This window comes from Undibacterium sp. Ji50W (genome assembly GCF_049340445.1).
GTDB lineage: Bacteria > Pseudomonadota > Gammaproteobacteria > Burkholderiales > Burkholderiaceae_D > Undibacterium.
This window is the reverse complement of sequence record NZ_JBMPOX010000014.1, coordinates 23,603-42,434: the sequence shown is the minus strand read 5'-3', so window position 1 is coordinate 42,434 and position 18,832 is coordinate 23,603. Positions and strand designations below refer to the sequence as shown.

Sequence of the window (18,832 nt, the reverse complement as noted above, 5' to 3'; positions counted from 1 at the left end):
CAGGAATCCAGATATGCTGCACAAAACCTCCATTAAATTCGTTTTTGCTTTGGGTATGGTTTTTTCACCCTTACTTGCTCAACAGGCGCATGCCACGCCCATCATGGATTTGCGTTTCGATGGCCTGCTGGCAAAAGCAAATGAACTGAAGAAAGAACTGAACCTGAATGCCAACCAGCAAGTGCTGTGGCAACAGACAGAAAACAAACTGCAAGCCATGCGCCGCCAGCGCGATATCCGCCGTGAACGCATGCAGGTAGAGCTGGAACAACGCCTGGAACAAAACAATGTCGAATTGCGTGAGCTGACACCGCAAATCGAACAAGAAGAACAAACCACCGCGCAAGAAAATAAACAGATGCGTGAACTGGTGCTGAACATCAACGACGCACTGGACGACAAACAGCGACAAATGCTGCAAATGTTCATGTTATCGTCGTTGAGAGCAACGCAGGACCCAGACAAAATGAAACGCCCTGAATCCGGCGGCGACGGCAAGCAAAAAGGCGGCATGGGACGCCAGCGTGGCGGTGGCATGGGTGGCGGAATGGGCGGTGGTGGCATGGGCGGCGGAGGCTAAAGCAAGTCCAGGGCAGCCTGTCAATAAAGAAAGCATTGCCAAAAAGCCCGTTTCCTCGTATAATGCGGAGCTCTCTTGCGCTACAAATGCAAGGTTGTAACACAGTGGTGGCCGTAGCTCAGTTGGTAGAGTCCAGGATTGTGATTCCTGTTGTCGTGGGTTCGAACCCCATCGGTCACCCCAAGAATTTGCTAATTAAATCAATTGGTTAGCGTAAAAAGCCCAGTTTAAAGACTGGGCTTTTTTGTTTTTTGCTTAAGTCCTGCTAGGTCAACAATACAGTAGCTGTTTACAACATGACAATAATGGCAGCAAGTACCGCCAGATTAAGAATGACCGTAGCAAAAAAGGCATGTCTGAAAGAGGTCTTCTGTGTTTTATGCCGGAAAATGCTTTGTGCCACGATGGCACCCGGCCAGCCACCTGCCAGCCCGCATAGCAGCAAGCTGCGTTCGGAAATTCTGGGGCCACGCTTGGCGGCAGCAGATTTGTCGATGGCGTACATGCATAGCGTGACCAGGCTCATGACGGCATACACCATGAGCAGCAGGCCGGGCAACAGGAAACGGGGATCAACAGCAGGCATAAGCGACATACATGAGCAGCCATTCGCCCCATCAGGGCGCAGCGTGGAAAGCGCAGATTATTACACGCCAAACATGACAGCCATCACAACATCCTGGCCAGCAATGCTTTTTCATATTTGGCATCCAGCGGAATGCGTACCTTATGCCCTGCCCCGCCGATGATGTTGAGGGATTGATTATCGCTATTACGCATCTCTGCCAGCCGGATAATTTCATTGCCATTTGGCGAGATGATTTCTATCTCATCACCGACGGCAAAACGGTTTTTGACTTCGACTTCTGCCCAGCCATCTGCCACGTGCAAAACCTGGCCTACATACTGGCTGCGATGCGCCTTCGATACACCCTCCATATAGTTTTGATGTTCTTGCGTATGGTGGCGCTGATAAAAACCGTCGGTATAACCGCGATTGGCGAGGCCATTCAATTGGCCCAACAGGTCGGTATTAAACGGACGACCGGCCACTGCATCATCAATCGCACGCCTATAGGTTTGGGCGGTACGGGCGACATAGTACAAGGACTTGGTGCGGCCTTCGACCTTCAATGAATCGATACCGATTTTAGCCAGGCGTTCTACATGTTCTACGGCGCGCAAGTCTTTTGAATTCATGATGTAGGTACCATGCTCGTCTTCGAGTATGGGCATGAACTGGCCAGGTTTGCCGCCTTCTTCTATCAGGTAAGGGCGATCTGCCAGGGGATGGCGCGGCAGGTCGCCCATGGCGGAAAAAGATTGATTGGCTTCTTCCAGCGCTTGCTGGTAATTGAATTTGATACTCTCGACCGGGATACGTGCCAGGTCACCGGTTTCATTTTCGGTGGCGTTTTCTACCTTGTAATCCCAGCGGCAGGAATTGGTGCAGGTGCCCTGATTGGGGTCGCGGTGATTGAAATAGCCGGACAGCAGACAGCGGCCAGAATAGGCGATGCACAAGGCACCGTGGACGAACACTTCCAGTTCCATATCCGGACATTGCTGGCGGATTTCTTCTATTTCATCGAGCGATAATTCACGCGACAGGATGACACGGGTCAGGCCCATCTTTTTCCAGAATCTGACATCGGCCCAGTTGACGGCATTCGCCTGCACTGAAAGATGCACTGGCACTTCTGGCCATTTTTCGCGCACCATCATGATCAGGCCGGGATCAGCCATGATGAGGGCATCTGGCTTCATGTTGATGACGGGTTCCATATCGCGCAGATAGGTTTTCAGTTTGCTATTGTGCGGGAAGATATTGCTGGCGACAAAAAACAGCTTGCCACGTGCATGGGCACCATCTATACCTTGCTGCAATACATCAAGGGTAGAAAATTCATTATTGCGTGCACGCAGGCTATAGCGTGGCTGCCCTGCATAGACCGCATCGGCACCAAAGTCGAAAGCGGCATGCATTTTTTCCAGCGAACCGGCGGGCAAGAGAAGTTCAGGGGCTTTGACGGGAGTAGCAATCATGGCGGGTCATCCGAAAAGAAAAATGTCCGCGATTGTATAACCGCGCCCTGCCCCTGCAAAATTTACCTTCCCGCTATTTGATGCAGATCAATCATCGCGCATGGCCGTCAGCTCATTGAAAACCAGGGCAACCAGCACTACAGCACCGCCATAGATGCTGGCAGTGGCAGGCACTTCACCGGCCCCCAGCCAGGCCCAGATGGGGGCCAGCAAGACTTCCAGCAAAGACAGCAAGGCGATTTCTGGCGCAGTCAGGCTGCCCGATGCTTTGACCATCAGCATGCAAGGAAAACCCAGCTGAAAAAAACCCAGGATGGCCAGGATAATAATGTCATGCAGCGAGGCATGAAACGGCCAGGCGAATGGCAGCATCAGCAGTGCAGAAATGCTGCCGCCCATGAACACGGCAGGCACCAGGTCAACTGCATGCCCACCTTTTTTCAGAATGATGACATTGGCCGATGCTGCCAGCGGTATGCCAAAGGCGATCAGCATGCCCAGCAGGCCACGGCTATCAACTTCTGAAATACTGCCGATAAACATCCAGCCCATGCCGACGCAGGCCGCAGCAATCGCCCACCAGGTACGGGCGGGGATTTTCTGGCGCAATACCAGCCAGGCCAGCAAGGCAGTAAATAAGGGCGAGAGACTTTCCATGACCGAGGTATTTGCCACTGTGGTCATGGTCAGCGCAATCATGAAGCAGCTATACATGGTGGCCCACATAAAGCCCGACAAGATGCCCAACTTGCCCAGCAGGCGCAGACGCGGGATAAAGGCCCACTTGTATTGCCTGAGCATGACGCCGGCAATGAACAGGGCAGCAAAAAAACTGCGCCAGAAAGTCACTTCAAAACCACGTGCCACTTCCAGGTGACGGGTAAATACACCGGCGATACTCCACAAGGTCGCGGCGCAGATCATCAGTATCACCGCTTTGCGATGCGTCATTTTATGTTGCATTTTGATCCAAATAAAAAAACCCGTTTGGCTCTGGCATACAGCAAGAGCGAAACGGGTTGATATTGACGCGGCACTGCCGCGTCAATAAGCAGGGATTACGCTACCTCGCGTGATGCCTTTTTACGTTCGTGCTCTTTCAGGAAGCGCTTGCGCAGACGAATGCTCTTAGGTGTGACTTCAACCAGTTCATCATCGTCAATAAATTCAACCGCATATTCCAGGTTCATCTGGATAGGTGGAACCAGACGCACCGCTTCATCTGTACCGGAAGAACGAACGTTGGTCAATTGCTTGCCTTTGATCGGGTTCACTACCAGGTCATTGTCACGGGAATGGATACCGATGATCATGCCTTCGTATACTGGGTCATTGTGGCTGACGAACATACGGCCGCGATCTTGCAATTTCCAGATAGCGTAGGCAACTGCTGCGCCATCATCTTGCGAGATCAGTACGCCATTGCGACGGCCACCGAGTTCACCTTTGGAATTGTCGACGGGTGCGTATTCATCAAACACGTGGCTCATCAAGCCTGTACCGCGTGTCAGTGTCATGAATTCGCCCTGGAAGCCGATCAGGCCACGCGCAGGAATACGGTATTCCAGACGAACACGACCTTTGCCATCCGGTTCCATGTTTTGCAGGTCACCACGACGACGACCCAACTCTTCCATGACGCCACCCTGGTTGGCTTCTTCTACGTCTACAGTCAGGTTTTCATAGGGTTCGTGACGTTCGCCATCGACCATTTTGAAGACCACGCGTGGACGGGATACAGCCAGCTCGAAACCTTCACGACGCATGTTTTCGATCAGGATGGTCAGATGCAACTCACCACGACCGGACACTTCGTAGGTGGAATCATCACCTTCAGCCTGCACCACGCGCAAGGCCATGTTGGATTTCAATTCGCGGTCCAGACGATCACGGATCTGACGTGTGGTCACGAATTTGCCTTCACGACCAGCCAGTGGGGAACTATTCACCATGAAGTTCATGGTCAGTGTAGGTTCATCGATTTTCAGCATAGGCAGGCCATCTGGTACATCAGGGGCGCAAATGGTGGAGCCGATACCGATTTCTTCAATACCGTTGATCAGCACGATGTCGCCAGCCAAGGCTTCGTCAACCAGTACGCGATCCAGACCCTGGAAAGTCAGTACCTGATTGATACGTGCCTTGGTTGGCTTGTCGTCAGGACCGTTCATCCAGACGACGTCTTGCAATGCCTTGACGCGACCGCGCAGGATACGGCCAACGCCGATTTTACCAACGTAGGAAGAGTATTCCAGAGAAGTGATCTGCAATTGCAGCGGGCCATTCGGGTCATCTTCACGCGCAGGAACGTGTTTCAGGATAGCGTCGAACAAGGGTTCCATGTTGCCTTCGCGCACGGAATCTTCCAGACCTGCATAGCCTTTGAAACCGGATGCATACACGATAGGGAAATCGAGTTGCTCATCGGTTGCGCCGAGTTTGTCGAACAGTTCAAAAGTCGCGTTGACGGCTTTTTGTGGGTCGGCGTTTTCACGATCGACTTTGTTGACGACAACGATAGGTTTCAAACCCAGTGCCAGCGCTTTGCGCGTCACAAAACGCGTTTGCGGCATTGGGCCTTCTTGTGCATCCACCAGCAGCAAAACGCTGTCCACCATGGACAAAACACGCTCTACTTCACCACCAAAGTCAGCATGGCCGGGGGTATCGACGATGTTGATGTGTGTGCCCTTGTATTCAACAGCACAGTTCTTGGACAAAATGGTGATACCGCGCTCTTTTTCGATATCATTCGAATCCATCACACGGGCATCAACCTGCTGGTTGTCACGGAAAGTACCGGACTGACGCAATAACTGGTCAACCAGAGTGGTTTTGCCGTGATCGACGTGGGCGATAATGGCGATGTTACGAATAGCGCGTTTTGTAGTAGACATGATAGCGTTCTTATTGGGTAAATCTATGAGGTAAATCGGATAACCTGCGATTATAACATGTTGCATCGCAAAAGCAGAAAAACTCCTATTATTTCAAGGAGTTGCTACCGTGCGATGACAAATTCAATGTTCAGTGACAATCAGGCGCTCTGGCGCAAGGATGCCGTATTCCTGCAACTGGGCAGAACCCAGTAGTTGTCTGTCCGTTTCACGATAGACGCGAACGCGGCCAGTTTCAATGGGTAATGTGACTTCTTCTTTGTTTAATGCCAGGCGTTGGCCATGCAAAAACCGGCGCGACAGTTCGTCGTTCAGGTAGACAGGGGCAAAACTGGACAATAAGGCATCGACCGGGTCCAGCAAGGCCAGGCGCTCTGCTTCGGGCAGGCTTTCAAGATGCGCCAGGGTAATGGATTTCTCCAAAACAAGATGGCCGACGCCTATGCGTCGCAATTCTTTCAGATGGGCACCACAGCCCAGCGTGGCGCCTATGTCTTCACCCAGCACCCGCACATAGGTGCCTTTGCTGCATTTGACTTTCAGGCTCAGGAAAGGTGCCTCATAGGCCAGCAATTCCAGCTCATGAATGACGACGCTGCGCGCTTCACGTTCCAGCGTGATACCGGCACGCGCATATTCATACAGGGGCTTGCCGTCGCGCTTGAGCGCTGAATACATGGGTGGCACTTGCTGTATGGGGCCGGTAAATTGCTGCAATGCCTGCTGGATTTGTTCCAGGCTGACATTCACCGGTTTTTCTTCCAGCACCTCACCTTCGGTATCGCCGGTTGTGGTGGTGACGCCAAGGTGTACCAAGGTGGTATAGGTTTTATCTGCTTCCAGCAAATCCTGGGAAAACTTGGTGGCTTCACCAAAGCACAAAGGCAGCAAGCCGGTGGCGAATGGGTCCAGCGTGCCGGTATGCCCGGCTTTGGCGGCATTCAAAAAACGCTTGGCCTTGATCAGGGCATCATTGCTGGAAAAACCAACCGGTTTATCCAATAGCAATACACCGTGCACGGGCACGCGCTTTCTTTTTATCTGCGGAGTCGTCATGTTGTCAGCAGCCCGTTGCCGGGCCGCGTGCTGATATCAAGTCTTTGGTCAATCTTCGCCGTCGTCTTTGGCGCGGGTGGCGTTGGCTTCATCGATCAGTTTTGACATGGCCATGCCACGGATGGTGGATGTGTCATGCACAAAATGCAGTTGCGGCAAGGTATGGATGTGCAGACGCAGACCGAGTTGATTGCGCAGGAAACCGGATGCCTTGAGCAGGGCTTCAATGGTGTTCTTGATCGCAACAGGGTCGTCTACCAGCGTGGTGAAATACACTTTTGCATGCGCGTAATCGGGGGTCAGTTGCACTTCTGTCAGCGTGATCATGCCTACACGCGGGTCTTTCAGTTCAGACCAGATGATTTCTGCCAGGTCACGTTGAATCTGGTCTGCTACACGCAGGCCACGACCGGGGATATTTTTGCTATGTTTTGCCATAATTTTCTTACATCTCCATAAACCACAACCCCGGAACTGGTCCGGGGTTATCTTGAGTTACAGAGTACGTGCTATCTCTTGTACTTCAAATATTTCAAGCTGATCGCCAACCTGAATCTCGTTGTAGCCTTTCAGTGAAAGACCGCATTCCAGACCGGCTTTGACTTCTTTGGCATCGTCTTTGTAACGCTTGAGCGAATCCAGCTCGCCTGTCCAGGTAACCACGTTGTTGCGCAGCAAACGGACAGAAGAGGTGCGTCTGACCATGCCGTCGGTAACCAGACAGCCGGCAATCGCGCCAACCTTGCTGACCACGAACACCTGACGAATCTCGACCATACCAATGATCTGTTCGCGTTTTTCTGGTGCCAGCATGCCGGACAAGGCTGCTTTGACTTCATCTACTGCATCGTAAATGATGTTGTAGTAGCGGATGTCAACGCCGTTCGATTCTGCCAATTTACGGGCAGATGCATCGGCACGGGTATTAAAGCCGATGATGACTGCCTTGGAAGCGACTGCCAGGTTGACGTCGGATTCGGAAATGCCGCCAACTGCTGCATGCACCACCTGTACACGTACTTCGCTGGTCGACAACTTGACCAGGGATTGCACCAGTGCTTCTTGCGAACCCTGTACGTCGGTCTTGACGATGATAGGCAGGTTCTTGACTTCGCCTTCGCCCATGTTTTCGAACATGTTTTCAAGCTTGGCTGCCTGCTGTTTCGCCAGTTTGACGTCACGGAATTTACCTTGACGGAACAAGGCGATTTCACGCGCTTTGCGTTCGTCAGCCATGACCATCACTTCTTCACCGGCGGACGGTACTTCTGTCAGACCTTGAATCTCTACCGGGATGGATGGACCAGCCTCGGCAATATTCGCGCCATTTTCATCCAGCATCGCACGGACACGGCCATAAGCAGAACCGGCCAATACCACGTCACCACGTTTCAAGGTACCGGACTGCACCAGGATAGTGGCAACAGTACCGCGACCTTTATCCAGGCGCGCTTCCACGACCAGACCTTTGGCAGGTGCATCTTTCGGTGCTTTCAGTTCCAGCACTTCAGCTTGCAGCAAGACGTGTTCCAGCAGGGAATCAATACCCAGGCCAGTTTTTGCCGATACCTGTACGAATGGTGAATCACCACCGTATTCTTCAGGCACGACGCTTTCAGCGATCAACTCTTGTGTCACGCGATCTGCATTGGCACCTGGCTTGTCTATTTTATTGATAGCCACCACCAGAGGCACGCCAGCTGCTTTCGCATGGGCAATCGCTTCTTTGGTTTGCGGCATGACGCCATCGTCAGCAGCCACTACCAGAATAACAATATCGGTCGCCTTGGCACCACGAGCACGCATCGCGGTAAACGCTTCATGGCCTGGTGTATCAAGGAAGGTGATCATGCCACGCGGTGTTTCAACGTGGTAAGCACCAATATGCTGGGTAATGCCGCCAGCTTCACCAGACGCGACTTTGGCGCGACGGATGTAATCCAGCAAGGAAGTTTTACCATGGTCAACGTGACCCATGACAGTCACTACCGGTGCGCGCGGGAAGGATTCATATTCACCGTGCTCAGTGGTATCCGTCAGCATGGCTTCAGGATCATCCAGTTTTGCAGCAAAGGCTTTATGACCCATCTCTTCCACCAGGATCATTGCTGTTTCCTGATCAAGTACCTGGTTGATGGTGCACATCTGGCCCAGTTTCATCAAATGCTTGATGACTTCGGATGCCTTGACCGCCATTTTGTGTGCCAGTTCAGCCACTGTCAGGGTTTCTGGTACAAACACATCTTTGACGATGGCTTCTACCGGCACCTGGAAGTTGGATTCACGGTCATCATGGTGATTGTTGCGACGGCCTTTAGGACCACCTTTCCAGCCATCACGGCCACCGGAAGTATCACCACGGGTTTTCAGGCCACCACCGCGTTTTTTCGCAGCATCGTCCTGCCAGGTGGAAGACACGTTGGCAGATTTGATCGCCTTCTTGTCAGCAACGGCTGGTTTCTTCTCGTCTTTTTTCTCTGCAGGTGCGCCCGGCTTTTTCTCTGCGACTTTTTTGTCAGCAGGTTTGTGCAAGGTGCCTTCAGCAACTTTAGGTGCGGCAGCAACAACCGGTTCCGGTGCTTTCGCCGGACGGCGTGCTGCATTCATCATTTCTTTAATTTGCGCAACTTCATCCGCCACTGCTTTGCGGGCTTTTTCAGTTGCCGCAGCGCGCTCAACCGCTTCTTTGACGCCGGTCGCTGCTTTTTTCTTTGCGTCTTCTGCATCCAGACGTTTTTTATCTTCGTCCACCGCAGCTTGCACTGGCTTCACATCCGCAGACTTGGCATCTGGCGATTTGACGTCAACGGTCTTGGCAGCCACAGCAGCCTGTTCCGCTTTCACTCGTTCAGCTTCTGCCTTGGCGGCTTCTGCCAATTCAGCTTCACGCATGGCTTGCGCCTGGGCTTCTTTTTCAGCTTCCAGCTTGGCCAGACGCTCTTGCTTTTCAAGCAGTTCTGCTTCCTGACGTGCAATCAGCTCTGCTTCGCGACGCGCTTCTTCTTCATTGCGTGCCTGTTCTGCAGCATCAACTACCGGTGCTACGCCCGGTGTTTCATCAGCAGGGGCATCATCACGTTTGACGAAGGTACGTTTTTTACGCACTTCAACCTGAATGGTACGAGATTTCCCAGTAGCATCCGCCTGCTTGATCTCGGTCGTTTCCTTACGAGTCAAGGTGATTTTTTTCTTTTCTGTGTCCGCAGATACGCCGTGGGAACGACGCAGATGCTCAAGGAGCTTATCTTTGTCTTCCTTTGTCAGCGAATCTGAGGTCGAGCTCTTACTGACGCCCGCCGCACGCAATTGCGTGAGCAGCAAATCTGCTGACATCTTCAGCTCGGTGGCAAATTGGGCTACATTGTTACTCGCCATTCAGTCCTCTTTTTCTATGTGCGCGTTATGAGATTCAAACCCGTGAATTACTTAGCTTCTACGAGTTTCCAGGCTTTGGCTAACAACGCCTTGGCCTGATCATCATATTTAGCGTCGATGAGTTTCATCTCATCATCAGTCACATCTTCAAATGCTTCTTTAATCAATTGACGGGCGCGGTCGGCAGACAATGCCAGGATCGCGCCAAATTCGTCATATGCCAAACCGGCAAAAGCTGCCAGTGTCTTGATACCAACCAGACCCAGCTTACCTGCGGTGACACGGGTCATGCCTTCGAGGTTGACCAGTTCATCATCCATGCCTTCCAGACCTTCTTCGGAAGCAATCGCTTCTGTCAGCAGGGCATCGCGGGCACGATTACGCAACTCATTGACGGTATCTTCGTCAAAGGCTTCGATTTCCAGCATTTCGCTGATCGGTACGTAAGCAATTTCTTCCAGGCTGGAGAAACCTTCATCTACCAGGATGTCAGCGACTTCCTGATCGACGTCGAGTTTTTCCATGAACAGGCTGCGGATACCGGCGGTTTCCTGCTCGGCTTTATTGGCAGACTCTTCAGCTGTCATGATGTTGATTTGCCAGCCCGTCAATTCAGCAGCCAGACGAACGTTTTGTCCGCTGCGGCCAATCGCGATTGCCAGGTTTTCTTCATCGACAACTACGTCCATGCCGTGTTTTTCTTCATCGACCATGATGGACGAGACATTCGCCGGGGCCAGTGCACCGATGACGAATTGCGCCGGGTCTTCAGACCACAAGACGATATCCACACGTTCGCCACCCAGTTCGCCAGTCACGGCCTGCACGCGTGAACCACGCATGCCGACACAAGTGCCGATAGGGTCTATGCGTTTGTCGCTGGTGTACACGGCAATTTTTGCACGCACACCAGGGTCACGCGCGGCGGACTTGATGATCAAGGAACCCTGTTCGATTTCTGGCACTTCCAGCTCGAACAGTTTCATGATGAATTCTGGCGCAGTACGGGACAAGATAACTTGCGGGCCACGTGCATTGCGGTCTATGCGCAGGATGTAGGCACGAACACGGTCACCAACGCGCAGATTTTCTTTAGGGATCATCTGGTCACGCGGCAGACGGGCTTCGATCTTGCCGGATTCAACCACGGCTTCGCCACGTTCCATACGCTTGATGGTACCGGTTACCAGTGAATCACCACGTTCCAGGAAATCCGCCAGGATCTGTTCACGTTCCGCATCGCGGATACGCTGCAAGACAACCTGTTTGGTATCCTGGGCAAAACGGCGACCAAAGTCTACCGATTCAATTTCTTCTTCGATGTAGTCATCGACCTGGATTTCAGGATCATCTTCGACTGCTTCAAAATGCAGGATTTCCTGATCCGGTAATTGCAGGCCTGCTTCATCAGGCACTACATGCCAACGACGGAAAGAGCGAAATTCACCAGTATCTCGGTCGATTTCTACGCGAATATCAACCTCACCGGGAAAACGTTTTTTTGTCGCTTGCGCCAAAGCATGCTCCAGCGATCCGAAAACAACCTCTTCATCGACGTTCTTTTCACGCGCCAGCACATCCACCAATAACAACAAATCACGACTCATGCTTTGCGACTCCTAAAATCCACTTGCGGCACGAGGCGTGCCTTATCCACATCGGCGAGCGTAAACTCCAGCATGGCCGACCCATCTTTTACTTCAAATTCGAGCTTCAGATTTTCACCTTCGGGCTCGTGCAAGACGCCTTCGAAAGTTTTGCGATTTGGCGTGCCCGGCATGGGCATACGCAATTTCACATTGGCTTTCTCACCAGCAAAGCGCACATAGTCAGCGGCTTTTTTGAGCGGCCTATCGAGACCGGGAGAAGAAGTCTCCAGGCGACTGTAATTGACGTTTTCAACCGTCAGCACATGCGATAACTGGTGACTGACTTTTTCGCAGTCTTCCACCGTGATATTGCCGCGCTCAAGGTCTTCCGGTAAAAAATCAATATAAACCCGGAACAGACCGCGCTCGGCCTGCTCAAAATCCACCAGATCGTATCCGGTACCATTGACGGTTTTCTCTATCAAATCCAACAAAGCCAAACTTATTCTCCGAAAAACACTGCTTCACATTTCACAAACCAGGTCAGCATGCACCACCAAAAAACCGGCAAAACTCACGCAACGGGCGTCGCTCCGCGACTGCCACATCAAACCGATAATCGGGAAAACCAAAAAAAAATGGGCTACTGCCCATCTTTTTTGTAGCGCCAAGATTTGAAATCAATAAAGGCAAATTCTGCTAACTACAAGATTATAAACGATAAATTACCTCGTCGCAATGGAAAACGAGGTAATTTCAACACGACCATCTGCCACAAAACAGGGCAAAAGCAGGTGCTCAGGCACCGCGAGAACGCCTGCGCGCCGCGATCCCCTGCCCTATGGCCTGGCCACTTCCGCGCGAGGTCGGGCCACGACGTTGCTGCCCGGCATCAGGGAAACCCAATGCAGTCTGCATCGGGTCTGGCTGACGGCTGCGTTTTTTGCCATTGGCATTGTTACCGGCATTATTACCGGCGTTATTACCAGCATTGCCGCCCGCCTTGTTGCCATTGGCACCGCTACCGCCACGACCTGCACCGTATTCGCCACGGCCACCTTCGCCACGTCCACTTTCACCACGCCCACTGGACATAGGGAAGCCGACTTGCTTTTGGCTAAATGGGCCAGAACCAAAGCCCGGCGTTTTATTGCCAAACGGCTTGCCGGTTTTTGGTGCCGGCTTGTCGCCACCCACTTTTTCCAGGCCACTGATTTTCAGCAGACTGCGTACTGCATCTTCTTCCAGCTCTTCCCAGCGGCCACGTTTCAGATTCGCGGGCAAAGTCATGGCACCATAACGTGTACGTATCAGGCGCGACACCGTCAGACCAACTGCTTCGAACATGCGGCGGACTTCACGGTTACGGCCTTCGCCAATAATGACGCGGTACCATTTGTTGACGCCTTCGCCACCACCATCGGTAATTTTGGAGAATTGCGCCAGACCATCTTCCAGCTCGACACCTGCCAGCAAACGCTGACGCATGCCTTCTTCCAGTTCGCCCAGGGTACGTACGGCGTATTCACGCTCGATACCATAACGTGGGTGCATCAGACGGTTAGCCAGATCACCAGATGTGGTGAACAGCAGCAAACCTTCGGTGTTGTAATCCAGGCGCCCTACTGCCAGCCACTTGCCTACCTTCATGGTCGGCAGGCTTTCAAATACCGAAGCACGGCCTTCAGGGTCACTGTTACTGACAATCTCGCCAGCCGGTTTGTGATAAATCAGCACGCGTGGCGGTTTTTTACTGACTTTGCGCATGATGGGCTTGCCATTGATACGCACCTGGTCAGTCGGCAGAATTCTTTGGCCGATATGGGCCGGCTCACCATTCACGGATACACGACCAGCGACGATCAGTTCTTCCATGTCACGGCGCGAACCCAGGCCAGCTTCGGCCAATACTTTATGCAATTTAGGTGCGTCATCATCCGCAGTCAGGTCACGGCGCACTGGCTTGGCACGGCCTTTAGCTTTGGCATCATCCAGCGACGAGACATCAAACGCTTCAGACGTCACAAAAGAAAACACATCATCGGCATTATTACCTGTAGGTCGGCCACCGCGTGCCTGCTGTTGCGGGCGCTTGGATTTGCTGGCGGCGTGGGCCGCATTTGGGCGTGGGCCACGTTCGGTCGGGCCGCGTTCGGCGCGGTCACCACGCTCTGCCCTGTCGCCACGGGCCGGACGTTCGCCGCGCTCTGCGCGATCGCCACGTGGCGGACGTTCTGTGCGTTCTGCACGTTCACTACGCTCTGTCTGCTGGCCTGCTTCCACAGGCACTGCCTGCTCAGCCACGGGCTGTTTGTCTTCGCCTGCTTCTGCGCTGACGGCACGCGGGGCGCGCGGCGCTCTTGGGGCGCGGGGGGCACGTGCCTTCTTTACCGGTGCCTCGCCTGAAGCTGCTTCTGCGGATGCAGGCACTTCATCACCGGCGGCTTCTACTGCTGCCTCTGCGCCTTCGGTCTTCGGTCGGGAACGACGCATATTGCGCGGACCACGTACACCGCGCTTGGCAGGCTTCGCTTCATCGGCACCAGCCGGGCCATTATCATTTGCGCCCGCACCACTATCTGCTTGGTCAGCATTCACATCTTCAGGATTCATTGGATTCATTCTTTGGTTCTCATGGAGGCAACTGGCTGTCTGCCGCGCCTGGTAAACTATCCGGCGCTGCTACATCAGCCACCTGATCACGCAATTCTGTGACGTTTTGAGCTTCACCCCCAACATCACTCAATTCTTCGCCGGGCTCCATGACGGATGCCTCGACCACTACTTCTGCCACCTCTTGTGCAGGGGCAGCTTGCTCTACTGCTTGTTCTTGTACAACTGGACCTGATTCTGCCGCTGGTGCGGATATCGCTTCTGCCGCACTATCGACAGCATCGGTGACCACTTCCTGCGCGGCCAATGTTTGCTGGCTTTGCGCAGCATCGGCATCGGTATCCGCAGCGTCATCAACAACCGCAGCTGATACCCTCTCTGATGCTGTCTCCACCTGTTCAGGCACGGCTTCATCGGGTGCAAGCTCGCTTGATACCACGTCAGCGCCAGCCACCATATCGGCAACGGTGGTTTCAACGATGGCCGCTCCTGCACTATCAGCCGCGTTTTCAGCAACCGCCTCATTCACTGCGGCAAACATGCCTTCATCCAGCGCTGTCAGTTCAGGTACCACTTCCTCCGCCGCATCTTTGGTCACTTGCTGCAAAGGCGGCAGTTGATCCAGCGACGACAGACCCAGATCATCCAGAAACTGCTTGGTGGTGGCAAACAGGGATGGACGTCCCGGCACATCACGATGGCCTATGGTTTCTATCCAGCCGCGGTCTTCCAGCGTCTTGATCATTTGCGAAGCCACGGTCACACCACGGATTTCTTCAATATCACCACGGGTAACCGGTTGCCTGTAGGCAATAATAGCCAGGGTTTCCAGCGTAGCCCTTGAATACTTCGGTGGTTTTTCCGGGTTCAGCCTGTCGATATAGGCACGCATTTCCGGCTTGCTTTGAAAGCGCCAGCCGGTAGACAGTGCCACCAGTTCTATGCCCTTATCCGACCAGTCGTTACGCAAACCTTCCAGCATCAGTTTGATGGTATCTGCGCCGACCACATCACCTTGATCGTCCGCATCCTGGAACAGCTTTTTCATGGTGTTGACCGTTAGCGGCTCAGGCGCGCATAACAAGGCTGTTTCGAGGACTCGTTTTGCCTCAGCAGTATTCATGCAAATAATTACACGGGTTTAGTTGATGTTATGCAGCAAAGCAACTGAAAACAGCTGCTTCGACCCACACCAGTTTTGTATTAAATAAATTATGTTGCCACCAACCTGGCAGCAACGCCCTTCATGCGGGCGAGTAGGGACTGATCGGTCGCGCACTGAATCAAACGGCGCGCAATCCCTAAAATTAGTAGACACTGGATTGTAGTCCAGAAATTCACAGACAATCAAAAATATCGTCATCAAATAATAAAAAAGCCACGATGTGACGTGGCTTTTTAATGAATTCCAGATCAGCAGCGGTAAATTAGCTGCTCCCGGCAATGGCGCGATAAACCTGACACCTGTCTGCCTGAACACTCCCCACCACCAAAGAGCCAACCACAAGCCCTCTTGCAACCCCACGCCAAAACGTGAGGCGCGAGATTAACACGCATTGGGAAAATTTGCACGACAGGATTTAGATAGCACCCTCACTATCGGTTGAGCCACATCAAATAAAAGTGTATTTATTACAACACATCAGGCGACCACCAATTCATATCCACTTCAACCCGGCTGGCGCGCATAACTGACCGTCAGCATTTCCCACTGATGTCCATCAGGCTCATTCCAGTAAATCATGCTGCCACCATATTCTGTATTGATTTGTCTATCCATAGGGCCACGCACCGAACTGCGGTAGGCAATACCCGCCGCCTGTATGCGCCCCAGTATTTCGTCAAAGTCTTGCGGGCTGACACGAAAGCAAAAGTGATATATAGGGAAGTCTTCCTCGGTATCCATAAAATCCAGGGTCAGGCCATCGCTGACAAACACCGGAGCAAACGGCCCCAGAGAGCTCGGTGCCCAGGGTACGCCAAGCAATTCCGCCAGCAGTTTGGCAGAAGCCAGCTTATTCCGCGTTGGGACTATCGCATGGTCAAGCTCTATGGACATGGTATTCCTCCTTGGCAAGCCGAAGATGAAAACCCAGGGCAATCATTTCATTTTACTAATTTTTTGCCTATCGAGGGCAACTATAAAATTGCGCCCTGTAATTAAGCGGGTTAAATAAGCGGGTTAAACGCTTGTCCACGCAAAAAAAAAGTGATTGATTATTCGCTTTCATAAGGCGATTTACGAGGATCACGCTGAAAGCGATCATCTTTCACCGACAATGCGCAACGTCCTTTATCCACACCCGATAAAGTCACCACGTCTTGCTCAAAACGCAGCGTGCGCGCGCAGCCGGCATCTTCAAAACGCAGTTCACCGTTGGGATTCACTTTGCCAGCGGTTTGCAAGAGCACATTGCCCGCCAGCTTAGGGCAAACATACAACAAGATCCCTACTCCATCTTCGGGATAGCTGGGAATCACATCAAGATACATGCCGTTGGCCGGACAAGCCCCGGCAACATAACGGCCCATATATTTCAGGTGCGGATGACGGAAAAACGTCAAACGGCGCTCATAATTCCTCTTCAGGCAAGCCAAGTCAGACTTGCATTCGGCATCACGGGTCTTCAACCATTCACGCTGCTCTGCCCGCAAAAAATCCTTCCAGTTTCCCGCAGGCCACAAAGCCTGCGCCGCCTTGAATGCCTGCCCCACTTCGGTATCAAGACTGGATAGGGATGGCTCAGCACAAATAGCTTTTTCAGTGGGCGTCCTGGCCTTGGCGCAATCAAAGCTGGCCGCAAGAGCGGATGAACTGATCGCAAGACTTGCCTGCACCAGCAAGCTCGTGCAAAAAACAAGGCTGACGCGGTATCGACAAAAAATCATGAGGCACCTCACAAAAACACGGCCAGGGAAACTGCCAGCATATTCAAAAATACGATAATTACAAGTGTCAAACTTGATGCGGTCCATGCATACCAGCAAGCTGGCGCAGGGAATATAAAGCGCAATTTTTGATCAAATCCTCTTAAAATGCTGGACGGCATTATCAATTTTTATAAGATCAATCATCAGCAGCAAAAAAAGGAACGCGTAATATGTGGAGCAAAAAAACTTCTGGTTTGATAGGCATGATCGTAGGCGCAATCTTATTCCTGCTAAATGTTCAGCATTTCAGTAAAGAGGGCTTTGTCGCTATCGGCATGCCCATTATCCTTTTTGTTCTTGGCGTCATTTATTATCGCAAAGGTAGCAAAGAGAAAAAGTAAGCCACAAGGTGCGAATATACTAATCGCACCGCGGGCTGACCACCCACTCCACATAAATCTCTCCAGACAAGTATGAAAAGTGGGCTCGGTAGTAAGCATGGTTTATTGGGTCGGTCTTGAGTTGATCACCAATCAAGGATTCGATGATTTCATGTCGGTCACGCTCTGCCGGAAGTGCCGGGTGAGTTTCCAGTGATACTTCACCGCGCTGGTATGCAGCATTCCATCGAAGCCAAATTTGCCAATCTTCAAGAACCAGAGCGAGCAGATCAGGGCGGATAGGTGAAAGGAAAAAGTGCTCCCCGTGTGCTTCAGTGCGGTGGTCGTGTTCCGCTTGGTAGATGTGAGGGACACCATTTAACTCGGCGACACCTAAACGGGGTCCATCGTAGTAATCATTGACGGTGAGTATGCGATCAAGAATCATGACGTCCAATTATAGTCATCATAGATACATGCTAGCGTCATACCTTGCCCCGACCACCTTTGCACGCCTTTTTATACAAGATGGGATGCCATATCCACCTCAATATCCTGCTCAGCGCTGACACATGGAAGCAATTGCCGGTGACCAGTTTGCAGCAGGATTACCGTAGCCCATGATCTTGTCCGATCCAGCTTTAGAACCACCACCCAGGTTAATCGCAACCACCTCACCTGCTTCATTGACCACGGGCGCACCACTGGTCGCACGAATGACAAAACCTGGCTCTGAATAAAGATATGTCCAGTAACCAGAGTTCATTCCCTCCACCACGGCAGCATGACTCAGGCGCTTTACCCCGGGACTGGCGACGGAACTAAGGACAAAGACTTTATCGCCCTTTTTCATCAGCCTTGTAGAAATAGGCAAGGCCAGATCCCGCATGGCTTCCGGCGCGGCAAAGGCGACGACGTCTCCGACAGCAGTATCTGCCTTGTTGGAGCAACAAGCAGCATTGGCCGGTGTCAAGCTTCGTGCCTTGAACTGACTTATTTTTGTCTTGCCGCTGATATCAATCAACGAGATGTGCTTAACCAAATCCGCAATTTGATTACCGGTACTCTGTTTGCTCATTCCGCCCGCAGGGCCAAACAAATGCAGTGCTGACACCAGCAATGCTTCTTTACAGGTCGGTAAAGTCGCAACAAACACTTTACCGGCTTCCAAGTCACCTTCGGTCGTCACAAAAGTCGGCTCAAATACAGAAGCAGGTAACTGATTCATATCAGCAGCACTTGTATTGTGATGACATGTGATGCTTAAAACAAACAAAGTGATGACAGGGATTATTTTAGTCAGGCGGCCAGGTGCTTTTTTGTTCAGATTATTATGATTGCGCATTGCCAGCCTTATTCCATTAGTGAGAGAAATCGATAAGTGAGGTGTTGAGTTCCCGTGGGTACAACGGCAACTACTTTCGT

At 52.2% G+C, this 18,832-nt stretch carries 17 protein-coding genes and 1 tRNA gene; 3 read left to right on the top strand and 15 right to left on the bottom strand.

The window, feature by feature from the left end; genetic code table 11:
- Positions 1-13: 13 nt before the first annotated feature.
- Positions 14-580: a hypothetical protein gene (locus ACO0K9_RS18495; RefSeq protein ID WP_422987556.1), complete on the top strand. Its 567-nt coding sequence runs from the start codon at positions 14-16 to the stop codon at positions 578-580.
- 107 nt (positions 581-687) lie between these two features.
- A tRNA-His gene (locus ACO0K9_RS18490) sits at positions 688-763 on the top strand.
- A 106-nt stretch (positions 764-869) separates the two neighbouring features.
- On the opposite strand, the gene ACO0K9_RS18485 is transcribed toward ACO0K9_RS18490, so the two are convergent.
- The 13 genes from ACO0K9_RS18485 to ACO0K9_RS18425 form a co-directional block, all read right to left on the bottom strand.
- Entirely contained in the window at positions 870-1,175 is a 306-nt protein-coding gene (locus ACO0K9_RS18485; protein WP_422987555.1) for a DUF1294 domain-containing protein, read from the bottom strand.
- A gap of 74 nt (positions 1,176-1,249) precedes the next feature.
- A complete protein-coding gene (gene yegQ, locus ACO0K9_RS18480) occupies positions 1,250-2,626 on the bottom strand; it encodes a tRNA 5-hydroxyuridine modification protein YegQ (protein ID WP_422987554.1) in 1,377 nt (458 codons plus the stop codon).
- 87 nt (positions 2,627-2,713) lie between these two features.
- Positions 2,714-3,577 (bottom strand): DMT family transporter, encoded by an 864-nt coding sequence (locus ACO0K9_RS18475; protein ID WP_422987553.1) that lies wholly within the window; start codon positions 3,575-3,577, stop codon positions 2,714-2,716.
- Between the two features lie 107 nt (positions 3,578-3,684).
- On the bottom strand, positions 3,685-5,523 hold the full coding sequence (gene typA, locus ACO0K9_RS18470) for a translational GTPase TypA (protein WP_422987552.1): 1,839 nt from the start codon (positions 5,521-5,523) through the stop codon (positions 3,685-3,687).
- Between the two features lie 123 nt (positions 5,524-5,646).
- Complete coding sequence (gene truB / locus ACO0K9_RS18465) at positions 5,647-6,579, bottom strand: tRNA pseudouridine(55) synthase TruB (protein ID WP_422987551.1); 933 nt, start codon at positions 6,577-6,579, stop codon at positions 5,647-5,649.
- Between the two features lie 48 nt (positions 6,580-6,627).
- Positions 6,628-7,017 (bottom strand): 30S ribosome-binding factor RbfA, encoded by a 390-nt coding sequence (gene rbfA / locus ACO0K9_RS18460; RefSeq protein WP_422987550.1) that lies wholly within the window; start codon positions 7,015-7,017, stop codon positions 6,628-6,630.
- A 57-nt stretch (positions 7,018-7,074) separates the two neighbouring features.
- Positions 7,075-9,954: a translation initiation factor IF-2 gene (gene infB / locus ACO0K9_RS18455; RefSeq protein ID WP_422987549.1), complete on the bottom strand. Its 2,880-nt coding sequence runs from the start codon at positions 9,952-9,954 to the stop codon at positions 7,075-7,077.
- Positions 9,955-10,001: 47 nt separating this feature from the next.
- Positions 10,002-11,561 (bottom strand): transcription termination factor NusA, encoded by a 1,560-nt coding sequence (gene nusA, locus ACO0K9_RS18450; protein WP_422987548.1) that lies wholly within the window; start codon positions 11,559-11,561, stop codon positions 10,002-10,004.
- Positions 11,558-12,043, bottom strand: coding sequence for a ribosome maturation factor RimP (gene rimP, locus ACO0K9_RS18445; RefSeq protein WP_422987547.1), 486 nt, complete (start codon positions 12,041-12,043; stop codon positions 11,558-11,560). Before rimP ends, nusA begins: the two co-directional genes overlap by 4 nt.
- A gap of 298 nt (positions 12,044-12,341) precedes the next feature.
- Entirely contained in the window at positions 12,342-14,156 is a 1,815-nt protein-coding gene (locus ACO0K9_RS18440; protein ID WP_422987546.1) for a pseudouridine synthase, read from the bottom strand.
- Between the two features lie 19 nt (positions 14,157-14,175).
- Positions 14,176-15,279 carry an SMC-Scp complex subunit ScpB gene (gene scpB, locus ACO0K9_RS18435; RefSeq protein ID WP_422987545.1) on the bottom strand — a complete coding sequence of 368 codons (1,104 nt, stop codon included), beginning with the start codon at positions 15,277-15,279 and terminating at the stop codon, positions 14,176-14,178.
- A 546-nt stretch (positions 15,280-15,825) separates the two neighbouring features.
- Positions 15,826-16,215 (bottom strand): VOC family protein, encoded by a 390-nt coding sequence (locus tag ACO0K9_RS18430; protein WP_422987544.1) that lies wholly within the window; start codon positions 16,213-16,215, stop codon positions 15,826-15,828.
- Between the two features lie 158 nt (positions 16,216-16,373).
- Positions 16,374-17,045: a lysozyme inhibitor LprI family protein gene (locus ACO0K9_RS18425; RefSeq protein WP_422987543.1), complete on the bottom strand. Its 672-nt coding sequence runs from the start codon at positions 17,043-17,045 to the stop codon at positions 16,374-16,376.
- A gap of 212 nt (positions 17,046-17,257) precedes the next feature.
- On the opposite strand from ACO0K9_RS18425, the gene ACO0K9_RS18420 reads away from it, so the two are divergent.
- Positions 17,258-17,428 (top strand): hypothetical protein, encoded by a 171-nt coding sequence (locus ACO0K9_RS18420; RefSeq protein ID WP_422987542.1) that lies wholly within the window; start codon positions 17,258-17,260, stop codon positions 17,426-17,428.
- Positions 17,429-17,447: 19 nt separating this feature from the next.
- Here ACO0K9_RS18420 and ACO0K9_RS18415 read toward each other — a convergent pair whose 3' ends face one another.
- Positions 17,448-17,855, bottom strand: a complete 408-nt coding sequence (locus tag ACO0K9_RS18415) for a hypothetical protein (RefSeq protein WP_422987541.1) — start codon at positions 17,853-17,855, stop codon at positions 17,448-17,450.
- A 111-nt stretch (positions 17,856-17,966) separates the two neighbouring features.
- Positions 17,967-18,683 (bottom strand): hypothetical protein, encoded by a 717-nt coding sequence (locus ACO0K9_RS18410; protein ID WP_422987540.1) that lies wholly within the window; start codon positions 18,681-18,683, stop codon positions 17,967-17,969.
- Positions 18,684-18,832 lie beyond the last annotated feature (149 nt).